24 protein-coding genes are annotated in these 24,146 nt (G+C 54.9%); 14 read left to right on the forward strand and 10 right to left on the reverse strand.

Annotated features, from left to right (window positions below; translation table 11 throughout):
* Positions 1-73: 73 nt before the first annotated feature.
* Positions 74-499, reverse strand: a complete 426-nt coding sequence (locus HA50_RS06405; RefSeq protein WP_084873648.1) for a universal stress protein — start codon at positions 497-499, stop codon at positions 74-76.
* A 238-nt stretch (positions 500-737) separates the two neighbouring features.
* Between HA50_RS06405 and HA50_RS06410 the strand changes: the two genes are divergently transcribed.
* From HA50_RS06410 to gsiD, 5 genes are all read left to right on the forward strand, one after another.
* Complete coding sequence (locus HA50_RS06410) at positions 738-1,703, forward strand: isoaspartyl peptidase/L-asparaginase family protein (RefSeq protein WP_084873649.1); 966 nt, start codon at positions 738-740, stop codon at positions 1,701-1,703.
* Positions 1,704-1,712: 9 nt separating this feature from the next.
* Positions 1,713-3,569, forward strand: a complete 1,857-nt coding sequence (gene gsiA / locus HA50_RS06415) for a glutathione ABC transporter ATP-binding protein GsiA (RefSeq protein ID WP_084873650.1) — start codon at positions 1,713-1,715, stop codon at positions 3,567-3,569.
* A 69-nt stretch (positions 3,570-3,638) separates the two neighbouring features.
* Positions 3,639-5,174, forward strand: coding sequence for a glutathione ABC transporter substrate-binding protein GsiB (gene gsiB / locus HA50_RS06420; protein WP_084873651.1), 1,536 nt, complete (start codon positions 3,639-3,641; stop codon positions 5,172-5,174).
* Positions 5,175-5,222: 48 nt separating this feature from the next.
* The gene (gene gsiC, locus HA50_RS06425) at positions 5,223-6,143 is read left to right on the forward strand and encodes a glutathione ABC transporter permease GsiC (protein WP_084873652.1); all 921 of its coding nucleotides are present in this window, start codon (positions 5,223-5,225) and stop codon (positions 6,141-6,143) included.
* Positions 6,144-6,152: 9 nt separating this feature from the next.
* Positions 6,153-7,058, forward strand: a complete 906-nt coding sequence (gsiD, locus tag HA50_RS06430) for a glutathione ABC transporter permease GsiD (protein ID WP_084873653.1) — start codon at positions 6,153-6,155, stop codon at positions 7,056-7,058.
* Between the two features lie 69 nt (positions 7,059-7,127).
* Here the strand turns inward: gsiD and HA50_RS06435 are convergent, their stop codons facing one another.
* Positions 7,128-8,792, reverse strand: coding sequence for a methyl-accepting chemotaxis protein (locus HA50_RS06435; protein WP_084873654.1), 1,665 nt, complete (start codon positions 8,790-8,792; stop codon positions 7,128-7,130).
* 131 nt (positions 8,793-8,923) lie between these two features.
* Positions 8,924-10,282, reverse strand: a complete 1,359-nt coding sequence (rimO, locus tag HA50_RS06440; protein WP_084873655.1) for a 30S ribosomal protein S12 methylthiotransferase RimO — start codon at positions 10,280-10,282, stop codon at positions 8,924-8,926.
* A gap of 442 nt (positions 10,283-10,724) precedes the next feature.
* Here rimO and HA50_RS06445 point away from each other — a divergent pair, with 442 nt between their 5' ends.
* The 5 genes from HA50_RS06445 to HA50_RS06465 all read left to right on the forward strand — a co-directional run bounded on the left by HA50_RS06445 (position 10,725) and on the right by HA50_RS06465 (position 14,748).
* Complete coding sequence (locus tag HA50_RS06445; RefSeq protein ID WP_084873656.1) at positions 10,725-11,210, forward strand: DUF2778 domain-containing protein; 486 nt, start codon at positions 10,725-10,727, stop codon at positions 11,208-11,210.
* Positions 11,211-11,444 carry a hypothetical protein gene (locus HA50_RS06450; RefSeq protein ID WP_084873657.1) on the forward strand — a complete coding sequence of 78 codons (234 nt, stop codon included), beginning with the start codon at positions 11,211-11,213 and terminating at the stop codon, positions 11,442-11,444.
* A 649-nt stretch (positions 11,445-12,093) separates the two neighbouring features.
* The gene (locus tag HA50_RS06455; RefSeq protein ID WP_084873658.1) at positions 12,094-12,729 is read left to right on the forward strand and encodes a carbonic anhydrase; all 636 of its coding nucleotides are present in this window, start codon (positions 12,094-12,096) and stop codon (positions 12,727-12,729) included.
* Between the two features lie 124 nt (positions 12,730-12,853).
* The gene (locus HA50_RS06460; RefSeq protein WP_084873659.1) at positions 12,854-13,510 is read left to right on the forward strand and encodes a DUF3313 domain-containing protein; all 657 of its coding nucleotides are present in this window, start codon (positions 12,854-12,856) and stop codon (positions 13,508-13,510) included.
* A gap of 101 nt (positions 13,511-13,611) precedes the next feature.
* Positions 13,612-14,748, forward strand: coding sequence for a PQQ-dependent sugar dehydrogenase (locus HA50_RS06465; protein ID WP_084873660.1), 1,137 nt, complete (start codon positions 13,612-13,614; stop codon positions 14,746-14,748).
* On the opposite strand, the gene HA50_RS06470 is transcribed toward HA50_RS06465, so the two are convergent.
* Positions 14,749-15,405 (reverse strand): HAD family hydrolase, encoded by a 657-nt coding sequence (locus HA50_RS06470; RefSeq protein WP_084873661.1) that lies wholly within the window; start codon positions 15,403-15,405, stop codon positions 14,749-14,751.
* Positions 15,406-15,686: 281 nt separating this feature from the next.
* On the opposite strand from HA50_RS06470, the gene HA50_RS06475 reads away from it, so the two are divergent.
* Positions 15,687-16,892 (forward strand): serine hydrolase, encoded by a 1,206-nt coding sequence (locus HA50_RS06475; RefSeq protein WP_084878379.1) that lies wholly within the window; start codon positions 15,687-15,689, stop codon positions 16,890-16,892.
* A 52-nt stretch (positions 16,893-16,944) separates the two neighbouring features.
* Here HA50_RS06475 and ybjG read toward each other — a convergent pair whose 3' ends face one another.
* The 3 genes from ybjG to HA50_RS06490 all read right to left on the reverse strand — a co-directional run bounded on the left by ybjG (position 16,945) and on the right by HA50_RS06490 (position 20,181).
* The gene (ybjG, locus tag HA50_RS06480) at positions 16,945-17,550 is read right to left on the reverse strand and encodes an undecaprenyl-diphosphate phosphatase (RefSeq protein ID WP_084873662.1); all 606 of its coding nucleotides are present in this window, start codon (positions 17,548-17,550) and stop codon (positions 16,945-16,947) included.
* A gap of 25 nt (positions 17,551-17,575) precedes the next feature.
* Positions 17,576-18,250 carry a phosphatase PAP2 family protein gene (locus tag HA50_RS06485; protein ID WP_244193562.1) on the reverse strand — a complete coding sequence of 225 codons (675 nt, stop codon included), beginning with the start codon at positions 18,248-18,250 and terminating at the stop codon, positions 17,576-17,578.
* Between the two features lie 242 nt (positions 18,251-18,492).
* Positions 18,493-20,181 carry an aspartate:alanine antiporter gene (locus HA50_RS06490; RefSeq protein WP_084873664.1) on the reverse strand — a complete coding sequence of 563 codons (1,689 nt, stop codon included), beginning with the start codon at positions 20,179-20,181 and terminating at the stop codon, positions 18,493-18,495.
* 255 nt (positions 20,182-20,436) lie between these two features.
* Between HA50_RS06490 and ybjM the strand changes: the two genes are divergently transcribed.
* Complete coding sequence (ybjM, locus tag HA50_RS06495; RefSeq protein WP_084873665.1) at positions 20,437-20,802, forward strand: inner membrane protein YbjM; 366 nt, start codon at positions 20,437-20,439, stop codon at positions 20,800-20,802.
* Positions 20,803-20,832: 30 nt separating this feature from the next.
* Here the strand turns inward: ybjM and HA50_RS06500 are convergent, their stop codons facing one another.
* From HA50_RS06500 to HA50_RS06510, 3 genes are all read right to left on the reverse strand, one after another.
* Positions 20,833-21,096 carry a GrxA family glutaredoxin gene (locus tag HA50_RS06500; RefSeq protein ID WP_013508468.1) on the reverse strand — a complete coding sequence of 88 codons (264 nt, stop codon included), beginning with the start codon at positions 21,094-21,096 and terminating at the stop codon, positions 20,833-20,835.
* Between the two features lie 128 nt (positions 21,097-21,224).
* Positions 21,225-22,187, reverse strand: a complete 963-nt coding sequence (locus HA50_RS06505) for a GlxA family transcriptional regulator (RefSeq protein WP_084873666.1) — start codon at positions 22,185-22,187, stop codon at positions 21,225-21,227.
* A 15-nt stretch (positions 22,188-22,202) separates the two neighbouring features.
* Positions 22,203-22,979 (reverse strand): MBL fold metallo-hydrolase, encoded by a 777-nt coding sequence (locus tag HA50_RS06510; protein WP_084873667.1) that lies wholly within the window; start codon positions 22,977-22,979, stop codon positions 22,203-22,205.
* A 180-nt stretch (positions 22,980-23,159) separates the two neighbouring features.
* Between HA50_RS06510 and HA50_RS06515 the strand changes: the two genes are divergently transcribed.
* Positions 23,160-23,411 carry a DUF1418 family protein gene (locus HA50_RS06515; protein WP_084873668.1) on the forward strand — a complete coding sequence of 84 codons (252 nt, stop codon included), beginning with the start codon at positions 23,160-23,162 and terminating at the stop codon, positions 23,409-23,411.
* Between the two features lie 12 nt (positions 23,412-23,423).
* The gene (gene nfsA, locus HA50_RS06520; RefSeq protein ID WP_084873669.1) at positions 23,424-24,146 is read left to right on the forward strand and encodes an oxygen-insensitive NADPH nitroreductase; all 723 of its coding nucleotides are present in this window, start codon (positions 23,424-23,426) and stop codon (positions 24,144-24,146) included.

A 24,146-nucleotide genomic window follows, 5' to 3' on the forward strand; every position in this document is an offset into this window, starting at 1 on the left:
TATCAGCCTGGTTGTGTCAGATGCAGCCTATTATGGTGGCAAATAGCTGTCGAGTCACATGCGGCTGGTCAGATTATTGTGGCAAATGTTTGATCAGCACATCAATGTTTAAGCGATTGATGTACTCCATGGAACTGGAGGTGAGCACACCCATAAAGCGGTTGCGATGTCCGGCAATCAGTAAATCGATATGCTGCTCAGCGATACATTTTTCAACATCTTCGAAGCGACGCACGGTGACCAGCTGATGGCATTTGACAGGCAGGGTCACGCTGGCTGACAGCTTACTCATCAGCGCTTTCACCCGGATAATGTCTTCGGATACCACATCATTCATCAGGCTGTCAGAAACGTAGTTCATCTCCCTGAAGTCGTCGCTGATGTGCGCCAGCGTGACTTTCATCGCCAGCGCCTCCGCCAGCACCACCGCCTGGTGGAGCAGCAGGGAGCCATCTTCGTGACCCTGAACCAGCACCAGGGCGTGGGTATAGGTGTTCATGCTTGATTCCCGTAGCCTCATTGCTGTGAGTATAGTGTTCCACCATTGGTTTACCGGGCGCGGCTCACGCTTTTGTCAAACTTAAAGGCATAAACCACAATAAAAGGTTATGACCCGGCAGCACAGTTTCTGCTTTACAAGGCTGGACGGCCTTTCTATAGTCGAAAGTTGCCAAAAAATAATGAAAACCATTCTAAATCAGTGTTTTTGGTTCTGATTCCTTGACAGGGTAACGGGTATGACTAAAGCAGTTATCGCCATTCACGGCGGAGCGGGCGCGATCACCCGCGCGGCGATGAGCGCCGAAAAAGAGCAATATTATCGTCAGCAGCTGACGGCGATTGTCGCAGCCGGTCAGCAAATTCTCGCCGACGGCGGCAGCGCGATGGATGCGGTTACCGAAGCGGTCCGTCTGCTGGAGGAGTGTCCGTTGTTTAATGCCGGTAAAGGGGCGGTGTTTACCCACCAGGGTACGCACGAACTGGACGCCAGCATTATGGACGGCAAAACGCTGGAAGTGGGGGCGGTGGCCGGTGTTAACCATATCCGCAATCCGATCCTGGCGGCGCGCGCGGTGCTGGAAGTCAGCCCGCATGTGTTGTTTATCGGCGCAGGTGCTGAAGCCTTTGCGACACAACAGGGGCTGGAAATGGTGGCGGCCGATTTCTTCTCAACGCCAGAACGCTGGGAACAGTTGCAGCGGGCGCTCGGTAGCCAGCAGGCGGTGCTGGATCATGACGGTGCGGCGCAGAGCCACAGCGACGATCCGCTCGACCCCGATCGTAAATTCGGCACGGTGGGCGCTGTGGCCCTCGATCTTCATGGCAACCTGGCGGCGGCTACTTCCACCGGCGGCATGACCAACAAACAGGCCGGACGTGTCGGCGATTCACCGCTGGTGGGTGCGGGCTGCTACGCCAGCAACGACAGCGTGGCCGTCTCCTGTACCGGCACCGGCGAGGTGTTTATCCGCACGCTGGCGGCCTATGACGTGGCCGCGCAGATGCGTTACGCCGGACGTACATTACAACAGGCCAGCGCCAACGTGATACACGATAAAGTGCAGGAGCTGGATGGCAGTGGCGGGCTGATTGCGGTGGATTGTGACGGCAACGTGGCCCTGCCGTTTAACAGCGAAGGAATGTACCGGGGATTCGCTTACGTTGGTGGTGAAGTTGAGGTAGCCATTTACCGCGACAGCTAAGGAGCAGGCATGACGGATCGGCAGCTGCAGTTAACGCCAGAGCAGGTTCTGGCGGTACGTGACCTGAACGTGAGTTTTCAGCATGAAGGACGCATCACCGAAGCGGTGCGTCAGTTGTCGCTGGATCTGCATCGCGGTGAAACCCTGGCGCTGGTCGGGGAATCCGGTTCAGGTAAGTCGGTCACCTCGCTGGCGCTGATGCGGTTGATTCAGCAGGCGGGGGGAGACGTGAGTGGTGAGATCACCCTGCGGCGGCGTAACGGCGAATTACTGGATGTGATGCGTGCCTCCGCCAGCCAGATGCGGCGCGTACGCGGTGCCGATATGGCGATGATCTTCCAGGAACCGATGACTTCGCTCAACCCGGTGTTCACCGTGGGGGAGCAAATTGCCGAATCGATCCGTCTGCATCAGGGAAAAAGCCATCAGCAGGCGCTGGCTGAAGCGCGGCATATGCTGGATCTGGTACGCATACCGGAAGCGCAAAACGTGCTGGGACGCTATCCCCATCAGCTTTCCGGCGGGATGCGTCAGCGGGTGATGATCGCGATGGCGCTGTCCTGCAAACCGGCGCTGTTGATTGCCGATGAACCGACCACGGCGCTGGACGTCACCATCCAGGCGCAGATCCTGCAACTGATCCGGGTGCTGCAAAAAGAGATGCAGATGGGGGTGATTTTTATCACCCATGATATGGGCGTGGTGGCGGAAATGGCTGACCGGGTACAGGTAATGTATCGCGGCGATGTGGTGGAACGCGCACCGGTACAGCAACTATTCGACCATCCCCAGCAACCCTATACCCGCGCGCTGCTCTCCGCCGTCCCCAAACTGGGGGCAATGCACGGTCAGCCGCTGCCCGCCAAATTTCCGTTAATTCACCGGGATGGTCGTGCCGAAGTGGAAACGCCGCAGGACACGGTGCGGCTGGATGTACCGCCGATTTTGCAGGTGCGCGACCTGGTGACACGTTTCGATATTCGTGGCGGCTTGCTGAACCGGGTGAAACGCCGCGTGCATGCGGTGGAAAAGGTGAGTTTCGATCTGTATGCCGGAGAAACCCTGGCGCTGGTGGGGGAGTCCGGCTGTGGTAAATCGACCACGGGCCGTTCCCTGCTGCGGCTGGTTGCCAGCCAGGGCGGCACCATCACCTTTGATGGTCAGCGCATTGACACCCTCGAAGGGCGGGCGCTGGCTACGCTGCGGCGTGATATTCAGTTTATTTTCCAGGACCCGTATGCGTCGCTCGATCCCCGTCTGACGGTGGGTTTTTCCATCATGGAACCGCTGCTGGTGCATCAGACGATGAGCCGACGTCAGGCTGAGCAGCGCGTTGCCTGGCTGCTGGAGCGCGTCGGCTTGCTGCCGGAACATGCGCAGCGTTATCCGCACGAATTTTCCGGCGGCCAGCGTCAGCGCATTTGTATTGCGCGTGCGCTGGCGCTCAACCCCAAAGTGGTGATTGCTGATGAGTCGGTCTCAGCGCTGGATGTGTCGATTCAGGCCCAGATCATCAACCTGATGCTCGATTTACAACGCGAGTTTGGCATCGCGTTTCTGTTTATTTCGCACGATATGGCGGTGGTGGAACGCATCAGCCATCGCGTGGCAGTGATGTATCTGGGACAGATCGTGGAAATGGGGCCGCGTCAGGCGGTGTTTGAGCAGCCACGTCATCCGTACACCAAAAAACTGATGGCCGCGGTGCCGGTTGCCGATCCGGCACACCGGCGCCGCGAGCGGGCGTTAATGGTGGATGAGATCCCCAGCCCGATTCGCCCGCTCGGCGCAGAGCCGGAAGTGGCACCCTTACAGGAAGTGGCACCGGGACATTTTGTTGCCCGGCACGCCATCAGCGGCACCTGAACAGCAGCAACTCATCCGCGTCACCGGCTGGTGTCGCGTTAAGACAGGGACTACAGGAGAACCATAACGATGCACAATATTATGCGTAAAGGGGTTATCACTGCCGGGTTGTTAAGTTCGGCGCTGGCGTTACCGGCCTGGGCGGCTAAAGATGCGGTGATTGCCGTGGCCTCCACCTTCACCACCCTCGACCCCTACGATGCCAACGATACCTTGTCGCAGGCGGTGGCGAAGTCCTTCTATCAGGGATTGTTCGGCTTCGATAAAGATATGAAGCTGACCAATGTGCTGGCTGAAAGTTATCAAACCAGCAGCGATGGCCTGACGTACACCATCAAACTGCGTCCCAACGTCAAGTTCCAGGACGGCACCGATTTCAACGCCGCAGCGGTGAAGGTCAACCTCGATCGCGCCAGCAATCCGGATAATCACCTCAAACGCTACAACCTGTTTAAATACGTGGCTTCAACCGAGGTGGTGGACCCGCTGACGGTGAAAATCACCCTGAAACAGCCGTTCTCCGCCTTTATCAACAACCTTGCCCATCCGGCGGCAGTGATGATTTCTCCGGCTGCGTTGCAGAAATATGGCAAGGACATCGGTTTCCATCCGGTGGGCACCGGTCCGTTCGAATTTGTCACCTGGAATCAGACCGACTTCGTGAAAGTGAAGAAGTGGGATGGCTACTGGAAAAAAGGTTATCCGAAGCTCGACAGCATCACCTGGCGTCCGGTGGTGGATAACAACACCCGTGCGGCGATGTTGCAGACCGGCGAAGCCACCTTTGCGTTTCCGGTACCGTTTGAGCAGGCCAAACTGCTGGAGAAAAACAGCAAGCTCGATGTGGTCACCACGCCTTCGATTATGCAGCGTTATATCAGCCTGAACGTGACACAAAAACCGTTCGACAACCCGAAAGTGCGTGAGGCGCTGGAATATGCCATCAACCGTCAGGCACTGGCGAAAGTGGCATTTGCCGGTTATGCCACCCCGGCGACCGGCATTGTGCCCCCGGCTATCGACTTTGCGCAGACCTATCCCGCCATCGCCTACAATCCGGCCAAAGCGCGTGAATTGCTGAAAGAAGCGGGCTATCCCAACGGTTTCGAGAGCACGCTGTGGTCATCACACAACCACAGTACCGCGCAGAAAGTGTTGCAGTTCACGCAGCAGCAGCTGGCACAGGTGGGTGTGAAGGTGAAACTGCTGGCGATGGATGCCGGTCAGCGTGCGGCGGAAGTGGAAAGCAAAGGCCAGAAAGAGAGCGGGGTACGCATGTTCTACACCGGCTGGTCCGCCTCTACCGGTGAAGCGGACTGGGCGCTGACGCCGCTGTTTGCTACCAGCTCATGGCCGCCAGCGATCTTCAACACTGCGTTTTACAGCAATCCACAGGTGGATAAAGATCTGGCGGATGCGCTGAAAACCACCGATCGCGATCAGAAAGCCAAACTGTACAAAGATGCCCAGGACCGCATCTGGAACGATCATCCGTGGATCCCACTGGTGGTGGAACAGCTGCTGTCTGCCAATAACAAAAACCTGAGCGGTTTTTACGTCATGCCTGATACCTCATTTAATTTTGATGAGGCCGACCTGAAGTAACCCTTATGGCCAGCCTGCAACGGCTGGCCATACCGTGCAGGATTTCGCATGCTGAATTATTTTCTCAAACGATTACTGGGACTGATTCCCACGCTGCTGATTGTGGCGGTGCTGGTGTTCCTGTTTGTTCATCTGTTGCCGGGTGACCCGGCGCGGCTGATTGCCGGACCGGAAGCAGATGCCTCGGTGGTGGCGCTGGTGCGCCAGGAACTGGGGCTGGATCAACCGCTGATCCAGCAATTCTGGCATTTTATCTGGAATGCGTTGCAGGGGGATTTTGGTCAGTCGATGGTGTCGAAACGCCCGGTTTCCGAGGAGATCGCCACGCGTTTTCTCCCCACGCTGTGGCTGACGCTGAGCAGCATGGTATGGGCGGTGGTGTTTGGTATGGCGATTGGCATCGTCTCGGCCGTCTGGCGTAATCGCTGGCCGGACCGTCTGGGTATGACGCTGGCGGTATCGGGTATCTCCTTTCCGGCGTTTGCCCTCGGTATGCTGCTGATGCAAATCTTTTCCGTCGATCTCGGTTGGTTGCCCACCGTCGGTGCCGACAGCTGGCGACATTACATTTTGCCTTCCATCACCCTCGGCGCGGCGGTGGCGGCGGTAATGGCACGCTTTACCCGCGCCTCTTTCGTCGAGGTGATGCAGGAAGATTATATGCGTACCGCGCGTGCCAAAGGGGTGCGCGAGTCGCTGGTGGTGGTCAAGCATGGGCTGCGCAATGCCATGATCCCGGTGGTGACCATGATGGGCCTGCAATTTGGTTTTTTGCTTGGCGGCTCAATTGTGGTGGAAGTGGTGTTCAACTGGCCTGGTCTGGGCCGTCTGCTGGTGGATTCGGTGGAGATGCGTGATTACCCGGTGATTCAGGCCGAGGTGTTGCTGTTTTCGCTGGAGTTCATTCTGATTAACCTGATTGTCGATATGCTGTACGCGGCGATCAACCCGGCTATTCGCTACAGGTAAGGAGTCGCAATGAAAAACTGGCGACGCGAAGCGGCATTGAAAATCATGCCGACGATGACGGAGAACCGGGTACGCACGCCGTGGCGCGAATTCTGGCGGCGTTTTCGTCGTCAGAACGTGGCGATGCTGGCCGGATTGTTTGTGCTGTTGCTGATCGTGGTGGCGTTTATCGCCCCGTGGATTGCCCCGTTCGATGCGGAAAACTATTTTGATTACGATCGTCTGAATGAAGGCCCGTCGCTGATGCATTGGTTTGGCGTGGATTCGCTCGGGCGCGACATTTTTAGCCGGGTGCTGGTCGGGACGCGTATTTCGCTGATTGCCGGTTTCTTCTCGGTGGCGATTGGTACGGTGATCGGCACCGTGCTGGGCCTGCTGGCGGGTTACTACGAAGGCTGGTGGGATCGTATCACCATGCGCGTCTGTGATGTGTTGTTTGCCTTTCCGGGCATTCTGTTGGCGATTGCCGTGGTGGCGATTATGGGTAGCGGCATGAGTAACGTGATTGTCGCGGTCGCCATTTTCAGCATCCCGGCGTTTGCGCGGCTGGTGCGGGGTAACACTCTGGTCCTGAAGCATCAGACTTATATCGAATCGGCGCGCAGCATCGGTGCATCGGACTGGACCATCATCCTGCGCCATATCCTGCCGGGTACGGTGTCTTCGATTGTGGTCTATTTCACCATGCGTATTGGTACGTCAATCATCACCGCGGCCAGCCTGTCCTTTCTCGGCCTGGGGGCGCAACCGCCAACGCCGGAATGGGGCGCGATGTTAAACGAAGCCCGTGCCGATATGGTGATTGCCCCGCATGTGGCGATTTTCCCCAGCCTGGCGATTTTCCTCACCGTGCTGGCGTTTAATTTGCTGGGTGACGGACTGCGCGACGCGCTGGATCCGAAACTGAAGACCTGAGCATTCTTCCAGGTGCGCATAAATGCGCATCCTACAGCCGTAGGGTCGGGATTAATCCCGACCCTATTCTCAGAAAGTTTCCCAGTTTTCGTTGCCGGAAGCGGCGGGGGCCTTTAATGCGCGTGGGGCCATCACAGGTGCTGCCGGACGTACCAGCACCGCCGCAGCCACCTGGCGAGCGCCGGTATTGAAGCGAGCCACGGCGGCTGACAGACGGCTGGCCTGCTGCTCCAGCGACGCCGACGCATTGGCCGATTCCTGTACCAGCGTGGCATTCTGCTGCGTCACGCGATCCATCTCATTCACCGCCTGACCGATCTGATCAATACCACGGCTCTGCTCATCTGAGGCGGAGGCGATCTCACCCATGATGTCGGTGACGCGGGTAACCGCGCTGACAATTTCCTGCATGGTGTCACCGGCGCTGCTGACCTGCTGCGAACCGAGATCGACGCGCTGCACCGAGTTCTCAATCAACAGCTTGATCTCCTTCGCCGCCTGCGCACTGCGCTGGGCAAGGTTGCGTACTTCACCGGCGACCACAGCAAAACCGCGTCCCTGTTCTCCGGCGCGCGCTGCTTCAACTGCGGCGTTCAGCGCCAGAATATTGGTCTGGAAAGCGATGCCATCGATCACGCTGGTGATATCGGCGATCTTTTTCGAGCTATCCGCGATATCACGCATGGTCTTCACCACACCCTCGACCACGTTACCGCCTTTATCCGCGGTGTCGGAGGCGGTTTTCGCCAGCTGTGTGGCCTGACGGGCGTTATCGGCGTTCTGTTTCACCGTGGCGGTAAGCTGCTCCATACTGGCGGCGGTTTCTTCCAGTGAAGCGGCCTGCTGTTCGGTGCGCGCGGAGAGATCGTTATTACCGGTGGCGATTTCGGTCACGCTGCTGAAAATCGCGTCGGCGCTGTCACGCACGTTGCTGACGGTACTCAGCAATGCCTGTTGCATATGGTTCAGGCTGGTGGCGAGTGCGGCCATTTCGCTGCGTCCCTCCACCTGCAAGGTGCCGGACAGGTCGCCTTCCGCGAAGCGCTCCATCTGCTGTTGCAGCAACTTCATCGGTGTCAGCAGGATGCGGCGCACCAGCACCCATACGGCCACCAGCATCAGCAGCACCACCAGCGTCATCACCCCGACCATGGTCATCATGCGGTGATAAGTGCTTTCATTCTGGGCATTGCCTTGCTCCAGCAGCTCGACATTCTGCGCCCGCCACTGTTTGTAGGCATCTTCGAGATCGTCCTGCGCCTGCTGGGCATCCAGATTGCCGTAGGAAGGATAATCGTTAGCTTTCAGGAATACCGCAGACTGCTGCAACAGATTGGCCATTGCGGTGAACTTCGCTTCAACCAGCGTTGCAGCGGCATCACTTTGCCCGGCGATGCGTGGCAGATTCTTATACTGAGTGAAGTGCTGCTGCGCTTCATCCAGCGACGCCCCGGCGGCGGTTAACAACTTGTCGATGGCGGCCAGCGAGGCGGCATCGGTTTGCTTCTTCAGAATACGAATGGCGACGCGGTTAATGGTGACACGGGTTTTGACCAGCGTTTGCCAGCCGTCGGCCAGTTCACGTTGCTGGTGAGAGAGTTGATCGCTGGTGGTGAAGTTTCGTTGTCCTGAAATTAATGAGGTTAAAAACAGGGAGCCGGAAACGGCCTGCATGGCTGTGAACACCACCAGAATCATGATGATGGCGGTCACGACTTTCATTCTTTTAAGCATCCTGGTATCTCTGCGCAAAAAGGGGCGTGTACAGAGGTTATCGGTGTAAAAGAAAGGCGCTTTACTGTCGGCAGAAAATAATTTCGGCGGAAAATGATTCCCCCATGACGGGCATGGGGGAGGAGGGGAGGTTAGATGCGGCTGCCCCACAGGTCGTACTCATCAGCGTGCTCGACTTTGACGCGCACCACATCGCCGACCTTCACCTGACGATCGCCATTCAGGTACACCGCGCCGTCGATTTCCGGTGCATCGGCCATGCTGCGGCCTACGGCACCTTCTTCATCCACTTCATCGATGATCACCAGAATTTCGCGACCAATCTTCTCTTGCAGACGTTCTGCGGAAATCTTCTGCTGCAGCTGCATAAAGCGATCGAAACGTTCCTGTTTCACATCGTCCGGCACCGGGTCCGGTAACTGGTTGGCAGTGGCACCTTCAACCGGGCTGTACTGGAAGCATCCGACGCGGTCAAGGCGCGCTTCCTTCAGGAAGTCGAGCAGCATCTGGAAATCTTCTTCTGTTTCACCCGGGAAACCGACGATAAAGGTCGAACGCAGCGTCAGCTCCGGGCAGATTTCACGCCAGCGTTTAATGCGTTCCAGCGTGCGTTCTACAGCACCCGGGCGCTTCATCAGCTTAAGAATACGCGGGCTGGCGTGTTGCAGCGGGATATCCAGGTACGGCAGGAGTTTACCTTCCGCCATCAGTGGGATGACATCATCTACGTGCGGGTAAGGATAGACATAATGCAGACGCACCCAGACGCCGAGTTTTGCCAGCTGTTCACACAGGCTAACCATGCTGGTTTTGACCGGCGAGCCATTCCAGAAACCGGTACGGTGCTTCACATCCACGCCATAAGCGGAGGTATCCTGGGAGATCACCAGCAGCTCTTTCACGCCCGCTTCCACCAGACGTTTGGCTTCATCCAGTACCGAACCAATCGGGCGGCTATCAAGATCGCCACGCATCGACGGAATGATGCAGAAGGTGCAGCGATGGTTGCAGCCTTCAGAAATTTTCAGGTAAGCGTAGTGACGTGGCGTCAGTTTCACGCCCTGCTGCGGCACCAGGCTCAGGAACGGGTTGTGTTCCGGCTTTGGCACATAGTGATGCACATGCGACAGCACCTGCTCATAGCTGTGCGGTCCGGTGATTTCCAGCACTTTCGGGTGAACTTCACGGATCTGATCCACTTTGGCACCCAGGCAGCCGGTCACGATCACTTTGCCGTTCTCGTTCAGCGCTTCACCAATCGCTTCCAGGGATTCCTGCACGGCGCTGTCGATAAATCCACAGGTGTTGACGATGACGATCTCCGCATCATCGTAGCGTGGGACCACGTCATAGCCTTCAGTACGCAGCTCCGTCAGGATACGCTCTGAATCGACAAGGTTTTTTGGACAGCCTAAAGAGATAAATCCTACTTTAGGTGGAAGAGTCGTCGACTTTTCCAATACGTTGTCAGGTGTTTTGTTATGGGACATTGCTCATTTTCCGGTTCTAAGCAGGAATGGCGCGAGATTCTACAGATGGACAAACAAAAATTATACTCCTATATGTGCAGATCAAGTGATAAGCAGACACCGGGAACTGACCCAGGGGTGCTAACCAGGGGCAGAAAGACAATTGCAGCTTATCTTTCATCTCGGGGGGCTGTTGACTGTTCCGGGGTAATTCATAAGGAATTTTGCGAAAAAATATGACGCAAATAATGTTTTGAGGAAAAAGTTATTTTTTATTAATGTCATTTGTTCTAAATTTCGCATGATAATGATGCACGCTGTGCATAAGTGTTTGATTAGTGATTTTGTACGCAATTTACTATTGCGAATTACCATCTTCGTTAAAATTAAAACCCCTCTGAATCGGGACCGGAGTGTCCTTGCGTAGTCATATAAGAAGTTAAACTTAACAAAAGGATTCGTTATGTCTTACAGTTGTTATTTCATTCTTAATCGTCGTGAGTTCTCAACATTGCATTGTCCTGGTATAGGAACATTCAGAGCATTTTCCGGGCAGGGTGAGGGGCGTAACAACCCTGACATGACACATGTCACTAATATTGGACCTTTGCTCAGAGGGCGTTATTTTATTGTTGAACGTCCTGTTGGAGGTACACTTGGACCAATAAAGGAAATGTTCTATCGTGACATCTACGGTACTGACCGCTCAAAATGGTTTGCTCTCTATCGGGATGATGGAAAAATTGATGATTGGACGTTTACGCAAGGCATAAAACGCGGAGGTTTCCGCTTGCATCCTGTCGGGCCAAGGGGATTGAGTGAAGGGTGTATCACCCTCACAAGTCAGGCACAATTTGAATATCTTCATGATAGGTTGATTGCAGCAGGTGCAATGATTAACATCCCAGGAAGTAAGCTGAAAGCCTACGGTACGGTAAAGGTATATTGAATGAAGAAAATCGTCCTGTTTATCCTGGTTTTTTTAGGCTGCTTTTATGGCTCTGTTAACCTTCTTTCCTTCGTGATTCCGATGCGGTTCTTTTATATTCTGGGAAATTGGCTTAATCAGGACGGGGTAGATAATACACTTGATTTGGTGTTCTATGTTAATGCTGGCTTATCAGTGTTCATTTCAGCTGCTCTGGCGTTATTAGCTTGTAATTTGTGGGTTGGAAAAAATTAGAATCCATTTTTTATTTACCTATCGAGGCCTGATGATTGCAATCATATTGTCTTTCTCATAAGTGGGGGTGTTGAGAAAATGACGTGGTTATATAAAAAGTGATTCAGACGATTGGGGTTCTTTTTGGTAATCTAATCCCTCTCGCTGCGATTTTTTTAGGTGGTATCTTCTTCGTCATTTTTATCCCTGGATATGCTGTGTTACTGACTGTTATTTGGGCCGTAGTTGTACTGGTAATCGATATCCGTTACTCGAAATGGTATTAATTAGCGAGTCAGTGAAACCCCATTTTTCTTAGGTTGAAAATAGTGAAGGAGAAGTTTTTATACCAGTCGGGTGTGGCGCCATGGGGAGCCAGAGGCTGACAAATAAAAATCCATCACAGTGACTCTGGGTGCAAGGGAAATTGTATAGCCAGTTGTCAGGCTTTTTGCCAGGCTATGAATGCGGCTTACCACGCGGGATGTGGGCAAAGTCGCGGGCTGGGTGAGGGTAACCGCAGCGCTGGCGGGGTTGTCTTCCCCAGGCTATTTTGCTTAAATCCCCGGTTGGAATTTATAAGTGATTATCGATATTAGAAAAAAATGTGCGTCGCTGACGGTGAATCCCTCACTGCCAGGGCCGAAGTGGATAATGTGAGAGCAGAGAAATGAAAGAGATCATCAAAGGTTTTCTGAGTTTTCAACAGAATGTGTTCCCTGAAAGGAAGGATCTTTTCAAAAGCCTGGCGTCCAACCAAAATCCCAAAGCCCTGTTTATCTCCTGCTCAGACAGCCGTCTGGTGCCGGAACTGGTTACGCAGCAGGAGCCTGGCCAGCTGTTCGTTATCCGTAATGCCGGTAATATTGTGCCGTCATTCGGACCGGAACCAGGCGGTGTCTCTGCCACTATCGAATACGCGGTCGTGGCGCTGGGTGTGAGCGAAATCATCATTTGCGGCCACTCCAACTGTGGCGCGATGAAAGCGATCGCCGAATGTTCCTGCATGGATACCATGCCAGCGGTGGAGCACTGGCTGCGTTATGCCGATGCCGCGCGTGCGGTGGTGGAAAACAAAAAGTACGACACGCCGGAAACCAAGCTGACCGAGATGGTAAAAGAGAACGTCATCGCGCAGCTGCACAATATCAAAACTCACCCGTCTGTTGCGGTGGCGCTGCGTAAGAAAACGCTGCGCCTGCATGGCTGGGTTTATGATATTGAGAGCGGCAAAATTATGGCGCTGACTAAAGGGGGCGACGAGTTTGTTTCCCTGTCAGATAATCCTGAAACCTGCTTCGAATAATCCTCTAACCACCTGTGCTTACAGGGCGCAGGTGGTTTCTATTCACATTTCTTCAAATTTCCTCACCTCCCGTTACTGCCCGCACTATGCTTGAAAAGCAATGAATAAACATAAGGGCTCTCGTATGCGATCACATCTGTGTATTCCATTAGTGACGCTGGCTTTTCTGGCGGCGGGTTGTACATCTCATGTTGCTGATACGAAACAATATTCTGGTTTTCTCGGCGATTATAGCCAGCTAACCATGGCGGAGTCAGCAAGTGGTAAACCGACGATGCGCTGGATATCGCCGGATTATCATGGCGCGAAGTATCCAAACGTCGTTTATACCCCCATCGTTTATTACCCGGCAGCGCATCCCACGCAGCGTATCAGCCAGCAGACGCTGGATCAGATACGACAATATGCCGACCAGAAACTCAAAGACGGGATTTCAGTACATAAAAATCTCGTGACGCAGAAAGGCCCGAATACCATGGTGGTGAGAGCTGCTATCACCGCCGTGGCGGGTGAGAACGAGGGTGTCCAGTTCTATGAAGTGATACCGGTTGGGGCAGTGATTGCCGGAACCATGGCGGCCACCGGACATCGTACTCAGAACAGCGCGTTGTACCTTGAAGTGGAAGCTTCCGATGCGCAAACCGGTAAACCGCTGATCAAGGTGGTACGTAAAGCCTTTGGCCGTACGCTGCCGAACAGTGAAACACCGATCACCCTGAATGACATCCGTCCAGGCATTGATGAGATGGTACGGGATGCCGTCTCCTTCTCCGCGCCGTAACAAGCTGCCCGGTTCGCCGGGCTTAATGTTTTGTAAATCCTGCACATCCTTTTTTACTTGCTGACTACCCTTAACGGCAGACGGTGAAAAAGGAGAAACCCATGCGATTGTTGCAAGCTGCGTTGCTGTTCGGCAGTGCGCTAAGTTGTTCCCTGCCAGTATTGGCGGCTGATGTACAGGTGCAGGTTTTGCAGGAGAAACTGGACCATCCCTGGTCGGTGGCCTTTCTGCCGGATAATCACACCCTGTTAATTACCGAACGGTCGGGCCAGTTACGCAGCTGGCAGCCGGGCAAAGGCGTATCGGCACCTATTAGCGGCGTACCCAAAGTCTGGGCGCATCGGCAGGGCGGCCTGCTTGATGTGGTGCTGGCACCGGACTTCGCGCAAAGTCGCCGCGTGTGGCTCAGCTATACCACCGCCGATGCTGACGGACGTGCGGGGGGCGTGGTGGGTTATGGTCGTCTGAGCGACGATAACCGGCAGCTGAGTGATTTTCAGGTGGTACTGGAGCAAACCCCGAAGCTCTCCACTGGCGCCAACCTGGGAACGCGGCTGGCGTTCGACAGGCAGGGATTTTTGTGGATTGCTTTTGGTGACAACTTTGCCAGCAGCAGTGCGCAGGACCTCGATAAACTCTCGGGAAAAATCATTCGCCTGACTGCCGATGGCAAAATTCCGGCGGATAATCCATTTGTCGGACGCCAGGGGGCGCGTGGTGAAATCTGGGCCTATGGCGTGCGTAATCCGCAGGGGCTGGCGCTCAATCCCTGGACGCAGCAGATGTGGGAGAGTGAGCATGGCCCGCGCGGCGGCGATGAAGTGAATATCCCGGAAAAAGGCAAAAACTACGGCTGGCCGCTGGCGACCTGGGGTATCGATTACAGTGGGCAAAAAGTACCGGAAGCCAAAGGTGGCGAGGTACCGGGTACCGAACAACCGCTGTTTTACTGGAAAGTCTCACCGGCGATCAGTGGGATGGCGTTTTACAATAGCGCACGTTTCCCGCAGTGGAAGAATTCGTTATTTATTGGCGCATTGAAGGAAAAAAGCCTGATTCGCTTACAGGTGAATGGCGAGAAAGTGGTGGAAGAACAGCGTTTGCTGAACGATCGCGCTGAACGCATTCGCGATGTCCGCCAGGGACCGGATGGCTTTCTGTATGTGCTGACCGATGAGGCCAACGGCAAACTGCTGAAAGTGGGGCTGGCGGAGAGCGCCAGCACACCACGTGGGTAATTAACGTACCCAGTTACACACTTCCCAGCCGCGTTGTTGCGCTTCCTGTTGCAACAGCGTGTCCGGGTTAATCACATAAGCATGATCGGCATGGGCCAGCAGCGGCAAATCATTCATTGAGTCGCTGTACGCCCAGGTATGATCGAAACGATGGTCCTGCTGTAGCGCTTTCCAGTCGCCCAGCCGTGCCACTTTACCTTCTTTGTAGGTCATGGTGCCGTAGGTCTGGCCGCTGTAGCGGTCATCGACAATCTCGACACCAATCGCCAGCGCACCGTGTACGCCGAGGCGTTCAGCAATCGGAATAGCCAGATGTTCACCGCTGGCAGTAATGATCATCACCGTGTCGCCACGCTGCTGATGCCAGTTGATGCGTTCGCGCGCGGCGGGAAAGACCCGCGGCAGAATGTCGCGGTGGATAAAACGGCGCACCCAGCCGGATACCGTCATGGTGGCCATACCGGCTAACGGGGCGAGGGTGGTGTTCATATATTCTTCTATTGATAGCGTACCGGCGTGATATTGGGTCATTAGCGATTGTTCTTCGCTAATCAGATCGGCGGGGGCAAAACCCTGTGAAACCAGCCAGCGTAGCCACAGGCTGGTGCTGTCTTCACAAATCAGGGTTTCGTCCAGATCGAACACGGCTAAGTCCATCATGATTCTCCTCAGGCTGACTGAAATCAGGTTAGCGGAAATTTGTGACTGGCTTAACTGATCTGCGAAAAATCGGAATTTCTCGCAATTTTTCACAGATGGCGACAGATCAATGCTGGCAGCGAGGCGGCGTTGGTGCCAGGGTTACTCTAATAAACTCTATAAAACTTTACGGTCAGACGGTTTTTTTCGCCGGCGCGAACCGTTAGCGTTCTGGTTTACGTGCGTCTTGCTGGCAAAGAACCACGATATTTAACAAGGACAAACATCTGGTCATGCTCATGAGAAAATTCGCTATCACCCCTGCCTGGCGGCCTTTGGCTGCATCCTCCTTATTATTACTGCTCGTTCCGGTCACCGTTCTGGCTGAAGACGCACCCGCCGCGCCGCAGCTGGATGCCAAAGCCTGGATTTTAATGGACTACAACAGCGGCAAGGTTCTGGCTGAATCGAATGCCGATCAGCGTCTCGACCCCGCCAGTCTGACCAAAATGATGACCAGCTATGTGGTCGGCCAGGCGCTGAAATCCGGTAAAATCACCAATAACGATCTGGTGACCATTGGTCAGGATGCCTGGGCCACCGGCAACCCGAAATTACGTGGTTCATCTCTGATGTTCCTGAAGCCCGGCGATCGCATTCCGGTATCCGAGCTGAATAAAGGCGTCGTGATTCAATCCGGTAACGATGCCTGTATCGCGCTGGCCGATTATGTGGCGGGCAGTCAGGATGCGTTTATCGGTTTGATGAATAACTACGCCAAAGCCTTTGGCCTGCAAAATACCCATTTTATGACGGTGCATGGGCTGGATGCCGACGGGCAGTACAGTACCGCGCGTGATATGGCGATTATTGGTCAGCGGCTGATCCGCGATGTGCCGGATGAATATGCGCTGAATAAAGAGAAAGAATTTACCTTCAACCACATTAAACAGATGAACCGTAACCGTCTGCTGTGGAGCACCAATCTCAACGTGGACGGTATCAAAACCGGTCATACCTCGGGAGCAGGCAATAACCTGGTGGCGTCCGCCACTGACGGCGATATGCGTCTGATTTCGGTGGTGCTCGGGGCGCAGACCGATGCCATCCGCTTCCGTGAAAGTGAAAAGCTTCTCACCTGGGGTTTTCGTTTTTATGAAACCGTAACGCCGATCAAGTCGGATAAACCTTTTGCGCAGCAACGCGTCTGGTTTGGCGATCGTAGCCAGGTCAATCTCGGGGTCGCCCAGGATGCCGCCATCACCCTTCCTAAAGGGCAGATGAAAAACCTGAAAGCCAGTTTCACGCTCACCTCGCCGCAGCTGGAAGCACCACTGAAGAAAAATCAGGTGGTGGGAACCATCGATTTTCAGCTGGATGGCAAAACGGTGGAACAACGTCCGCTGGTGGCGATGGAAGATGTTGCGGAAGGGGGCTTCATTGGCCGTATCTGGGATTTCATTATGATGAAATTCAACGGCTGGTTTGGCAAATGGTTTAGCTAATTGCCCTTTGCGGACTGATAACGGCGCGATACATCGCGCCGTTATCGGGTATTTACTCGCGAATCCATCCTTTACGAATCGGCATCGCAAACAAGGCGCGGTAAATCTGATGCGTCAGTGCCAGCATACGCTCACCATACAACTGCCAGGCGAGGTGCGACGCCAGACAGCCGAGCATACCCACCAGGAAACCGCCGAGCATATCCAGCGGCCAGTGCACGCCAAGGTAGACGCGCGACCAGGCGATAGCGCTGCCGACCAGCAGTAAAATCACCCCCGACCACAAACGGTGCCAGCAAATAAACGCCAGCGCGAAGGTGAAAATCGTGGTGCCATGATCGCTGGGATAGGAATCATCAGCAGCATGAGACAGAAACTGATGCCCCAGGCCGATGACAAACGGGCGTGGATGAGGCAGCAGTTGGCTGATGCACCAGGCGATGCTGAGCGCATAAATCAGCGCCATCCCGGTTTTCAATACCAGCGCGCGCTGCGAACTGACCTGCTCACGCGGCCCCCACAGCCACAGCGCGACAATCAGGAGCGGCACAATGGCGATCAGGTCCTGCGCAATAAAGGTCGCCAGTTTTATCAGCCACTGTGGTGAATCCGGCGTGGCGTTAATCCATAAAAAGAGGGTGCGGTTGAGTTCTTCCATTACGCTCTCTTGTTCCTCATCTTGTTTACCCAAAAGAAACACCAGCAAAAATCAGCATCTGGGTCAGCCAGACCCACCAGCCCGCCCACAGGTTGTGGGAGAAAAAGTGCGCACCGCGCATCACCTGGCCATAACCCATCAGCAGGCCCAGTGCGATGCCAGCCAGCAGTGCCAGCAGGGCGCGGCGTGGCTTCTCCGGCCACCACAGGAAAAACAGCCCCATTACCGCAAAACCGCTTGAAGCATGCCCGCCGGGGAAACACTGACCGGGACCGCTACCCGCCGGAATGGCATCCAGCAGGGGAAAGCTCACCGCTTTGCCACCAAACATCGCCAGATCCCACGGACAGGAGTGGGCGCTGTGCGCCTTCAAAATCCCGACCACCAGCGGCCCCAGACCGAATAGCAAGGCCACCAGCACCCGGCGTCCATCGCGGCGCTGAATCCCACGTAACAGCATCAGCACGGCACCGACGATGATCACATCCTTCAGCAGGCGATGGTTAATCAGGTCCAGCCAGCGGTTGTGCTGCCACGGGAAGCGCTGCGTCAGCGGATCAAACCAAAACTGGCTGATGGCGATATCGAAGCTTTCATGGCGCGACCACAGCAGGAACACAGACGCTAAAAATGCCAGCAAAATAAAGTTGATAGCGTAAAAGCGACGCGACAGCGGGTAAATAGCAGGGTTCTTAATCATGAGGTGGGTTGTTGAATTGTTTAATTTGGATGACAGTTGCATGATTTTTTGCACAGAGCGAAACCAGGGTGGCAGGGTGTCAGTCTGCGCTTAAGAGAACCTTAAGCCACGATCGACAGGCATAAAAAAACCCGTCAGTCAGAGACTGGCGGGCTCCTCAATTTGGGGATTTCAAAGAAAAGCAGTGGCAATAATTCAGACTGCACCCCGGAAAAAAAGTTCTGGACTCCGCCAAAAAATTTTTATAAAGGCAAAATCGGCCAGATAATGACGATCAACGTCCCCGCGAGGGTCAGTAAAACGTTGGCAATGGCGTAGGTTCCGGCATAGCCCAGCGCCGGAATATTGCTGCGCGCCGTGTCACTGATAATCTCCATCGCCGGTGCGCAGGTGCGAGCGCCCATAATCGCGCCGAACAACAGGGCGCGGTTCATGCGCAGTACATAGGCACCAAACAAATAGCAAATCACCACCGGCACCAGGCTGACCAGCAAGCCGCTCAGCAACATCAGCGCACCTTCGCTACCCAGCCCGTGTTGCAGGCCACTACCGGCACTCAGGCCGACGCCCGCCATAAACACCATCAGGCCGAATTCTTTCACCATGGTCAGCGCACCCTGCGGAATATAACCAAAAGTCGGATGGTTGGCGCGCAGGAAACCCAGCATGATCCCGGCGAACAGCAGTCCGGCAGCGTTACCAATGCCAAAGCTAAAATTGCTGAACTGGAAAGTGATCATGCCGATCATCAAACCAATAATGAAGAAGGCACAGAAGGCCAGCAGGTCGGTCATCTGACTGTGGATGGCGATAAAGCCGATGCGGTCAGCCAGGCTTTTCACGCGACGCGCTTCGCCGCTCACCTGGAGTACATCACCTTTATTCAGCATGATGCTGTCATCAATCGGCATCTCAATCTGGCTGCGGATCACGCGGTTGAGGAAACAGCCGTGATCGGTCAGTTTCAGGTGGTTGAGACGTTTATTCACCGCGTTATGGTTCTTCACCACAATCTCTTCAGTGACGATGCGCATATCCAGCAGGTCGCGGTCGAACACTTCTTTGCCGTTGCGGAAGCTGGGATCGAGGCGCGCATGGGCATCGGGATAGCCCACCAGCGAAATTTCATCTCCCAGTTGCAGCTGAGCGTCACCATCCGGGCTGGCGAGAATGCCGTTACGGCGCAGACGTTCAATATAACAACCGGTCTGGCGATGAATGCCCAGCTCGCGCAGATTTTTGCCGCCGCTCCACTCCACTAGTTCCGGTCCGACGCGGTAGGCACGAATTACCGGCAGGAACACTTTGCGCTGGCTATCGGCATCCAGGCCGCGTTCACGGGCGATTTGTTGCGCACAGGTTGGCAGGTCCTGATGTTGCAGACGTGGCAGGTAGCGTGCGCCAAAAATCAGGCTGACCAGCCCCACCAGATAGGTAATGGCGTAACCGAGGCTGAGGTGATCCTGCATCAGGGTGAGGTGCTGGCTGTCCGTGATGCTATGCCGGAGCGTGTCACCCGCGCCGACCAGCACGGGCGTGGAAGTCATGGCTCCCGCCAGCATGCCTGCGGTTAAGCCAATATCCCAGCCAAACACTTTGCCGAGCAGCAACGCCAGCAGCAGGGCGCTGCCGACCATGACGATGGCGAGGATAAAATAGTTTTTACCGTCGCGGAAAAAGATTGAAAAAAAGTTAGGACCGGCTTCGACGCCAACACAAAAAATAAACAGCATAAAACCCAGGCTCAGGGCTGCGGTATTAATGGCGAAATGTTGGTCACCTAAAATTAGCGATACGACTAATACGCCAATAGAATTTCCCAGCTGGACAGAACCAAGACGTAATTTACCCAGGCAGAGGCCGAGTGCTAAAACAACAAATAATAACAGGACGTCATTTCCGCTTAACAATTCTGCGACGTTAATATTCACGCTTTAACTTCTTATTTACCTGTAACATGTTGATGAAAAGGTCGTTTTTCGCTATCTTGTGCCGACCGCAGGTGCCCGTTTTGCCGGGATGGCAGGGACTGAATTTTGAAGCGGCGTCATTCTAATCATAATTAACACCCTCAGCTATCGGCAGTTTTCATTCCTTCCGCATTCAGCTGTTTCTTTTTATTTCCACTCAGGTGTACAGGGTCGGTAAAAGTTTCAATATTGTTAACGGTGAAGTTGAGGATGGTTATGTCGCAGCGTACTAATCGCTGGCCTGCAGCGGTGCTGGGTGTGATGCTATATACGCTGATGTTTATTTTTGCTCATCACTTCTGGGCCTCGTCTGGCGCTCAGGCCGTGGGCGGTCAACCTGAGTTGTTGCTGTTTTTACTGCCGGGGATCGTCGTGGCGTTGCTGCGCCCGGAAAGCCCGTTAAAAAGCACGCTGTGGGTCGCCGTGGCGGGCACGGTGCTGGGGACGTTGTGGGTCGTGCTGGCGCTGAACCTGAGCCATAGCGGCTGGCTGATTATCTGGGGTTTGAGTGCGCTGTTTTGGGCGGGTTGCGGCGCGTTACTGGTGCGTCTGCTGCGTATCATGCTGGCGATGCGATCGTGAAATGAAAAATGGGCCAGAGCGGCCCATGTTTTATACTGCGAAGTCCAGATTCTCTTTGGTCCAGGCGGCAAAATCGGTGTATCCGCCGATATGCTGCTGGTCGAGGAAAATCTGCGGTACGGTAGTCACCGGTTTACCCGCGCGGGCTTCCAGATCGGCTTTGGTAATGCCTTCCACCTGAATATCAACGTATTGATAATTAAAATCGTCACGCTCGGTGGTCAGTTTGGCGGCCAGTTCCTGGGCGCGTACGCAGTAAGGGCAGCCGGGACGACCAAAAATCACTGCAAACATTGCTTCTCTCCTTTCCGCTGCTGTTTTGTGATGGATGTCACATTACAGCGTGAATAATGCCACACATGATGCCCGTGGATGCCCGCTAAATAAAGCAGGAATTACCTGTTGCTTCGATGTGCGCAGGCTTAGAGCAGCGTTGCCGGTCCCCGGAAGGTGCGACGCCATTCACTGGGACTGACGTTAAAACGTGCCTTAAAACTCTGCCGGAATGAGATGGGGGATTGATACCCCGTCAGCGTGGCCACCGCTTCGATACTGTGGTCGGTGGTTTCCAGCAGCTCCTGGCTGCGTTGCAGTCGTTCGGCGCTGAGCCATTCCCCTGGCGTCATGCCGGTGGCGCGGGAGAAATGACGGGTGAGGGTGCGTCGGCTCATGTTAACCATACCCGCCAGCGAAGCCAGATCGTGGCGTTTATCCAGATTACGTCGCAGATAATCGATCAGGTCATTAATCTGGCTGTCACGCGTGGTGTCGGGCACCGCGCGTTCGATAAACTGCGCCTGGCCGCCTTCGCGGTAGGGCGGCATCACCATCCGTCTGGCGACCCGATTTGCCAGCGCGGAACCGTAATGCTCGCGAACGATGTTCAGGCAGCAGTCAATACCGGCCGCCGTCCCTGCGGAAGTAATCAAACGTTCATCACTGGTATACAGGGCGTTACTGTCGAGGTGGATCTGCGGAAAACGTTCGGCAAAATCCTTTTCAAATTCCCAGTGCGTTGCGGCGCGACGACGGTTCAGCAATCCGCTATACGCCAGCACATAAGCGCCGAGACATAATCCCACCACTTCCGCACCGCGTTGCCAGGCCTGGGTCAGCGCGTCTGATAATGCGGCTGATGGCTGTTGTGAGGGATGTTGCCAGAACGGGACAATCACGATATCGGCCCCGGTCAGGCACTCCAGACCGTGCTCCACGCTGATGGCGAGCCCGCTGTCAGAGACAATCATCCCCGGCTGCTCAGCGGCAATCGTCACCTGGAAAAATCCATCCTGCGGCATCGCCTTACCGAATACCATTAATGGCACCGAAAAGTGGAAGGGGCTGAAACCTTCGGTAGCAATTACCACAACCTGTAAAGCGGACATCGTTTCTTACCCTGGTTAAAAGCGCAGCGTCTCACCATCTTCCGGCACCCACAGCTGTTGTTCAAGAGCGTTCTCAGCGGCGAAAGCGCGCAGCTCTGCACGGCTCAGCAGGCAGTGGTTAATGGCTTCCATATGCGAGGCGACGATCGCCGCTGAAGGCAGGAGCTGGTGGGTACGTAACGCATCCTCTTTACCCATAATAATGGCACCGAGTCCGTCAATATGGGCGTAACCCATATTCAGTACAATCACCTCGGGCGCATAGGTTTTCAGGCTATCTTCGTAAGGTTTAACCCAGATGGTATCGCCAGCAATATAGAGCGTTTTTTCCTGTGCGTGACGGAACACCAGACCACAGGCGTCTCCCAGCCGCTCGGCCACTTGCGGAATGGCGTAAGCCTCATCACTGCCGTGCTGACCCTCCGTTTTGCTGACGGTGATGCCACCCATGTTATTTTCCGCTGCCAGTACCTGAACCTGGGTGAAGCCCTGTGAACGCAGCAGCGCGGCGTCCTGCTCATGCTGGGTGTAGATGAGCTGGTCTTTGCGGATCAGGCGCTGGGCTGCTTCATCCCAATGGTCCTCATGCGTATGGGTGACAATGATGACATCCACATCCAACAGCTCCTCAATGGCAACCGGCAGCGGCACCATTGGATTACGCAGATGCGATCGCGGCGTACCGGCAAAGCCTGGCCAGGCATGCTGTTCCGATAACATCGGGTCGATCAGAAAACGGGTGCCAGCAAAATCCAGCCTCAGGGTCGCGTTACGAATTTGCGTCAGTTTCATTTTTAACTCCTCCGGTCATATTGTTGAGCCAGTATAAGAAGCTGCCGCGATCGGGGGTGAGTGGCACCGGGGCCATCATTCGATGGAAAAAGGTCAGGAAATCGGATCACAGCTAGGCAAGCGCGCCAGGGTTCGCTATAACAGACGGCTTAACGGATTGAACAGGGGGAGCGCCATCGTATGAATAATCTGGCCCGATTACCGAAACCGGTATTACTGCTGGAGGCAGTGGGCGTGATTGCCGTGATTGGTGCGTTGTTGCTGATTAATGGCTGGATCGACGCACCTGCGGCGATCAGCGCCAAACGGCTGGCGACGGTGCTGTTTTTTGCCGGCATTGTGATGATGTTGCCTGCTGCCTGGCTAATGATGTGGCGAACGGCCAAAGCGATGGCCCCTCAGTTGTTCAATCAACACGACAAAAAGAAGTAACCGGAGAGGATTATGACGCCGACCATTGATTTACTGTGCAGCCACCGTTCCATTCGCGCATTTACCGAACAGGGCATTGATGAGGCGCAGCGCAACGCCATTATTGCTGCGGCTCAGGCGGCATCCACCTCCAGCTTTTTGCAATGCTCTTCTATTATTCGTATCACCGACCGGGAAAAACGTGAGCAACTGGTTAAACTGACTGGCGGCCAACCGTGGGTCGGTGCGGCGGCTGAGTTCTGGGTGTTCTGCGCGGACTTTAATCGCCATCTGCAAATCTGTCCGGATGCGCAACTTGGGCGCGCGGAGCAGCTGTTGCTGGGCTGCGTGGATACGGCGTTAATGGCGCAGAATGCCATGACCGCGGCGGAGTCACTCGGTCTCGGCGGGGTATTTATTGGTGGTATTCGTAACAATATCGCCGACGTTACCACGCTGCTTGGCCTGCCGAAATTTGTGCTGCCGCTGTTTGGCTTCTGTATCGGGCATCCTGCGGCGCAGCCGGACGTGAAACCGCGTATTCCACAGACGATGCTGGTACATGAAAACAGCTATCAGCCGGTCGATGCCGCAGTGCTGGCGGAATATGACAGCCGCACCAGCATCTACTATCAGCAACGTGATACCAATCAGCGCGCGGAAACCTGGAGCGAACTGATTCAACGCCTGATCATTAAAGAAACGCGCCCGTTTATGCTGGACTACCTGCATCAGCAGGGCTGGGCAACCCGTTAA

Origin of the sequence: Pantoea cypripedii (assembly GCF_002095535.1) — a bacterium.
Taxonomy (GTDB): Bacteria; Pseudomonadota; Gammaproteobacteria; order Enterobacterales; family Enterobacteriaceae; genus Pantoea; species Pantoea cypripedii.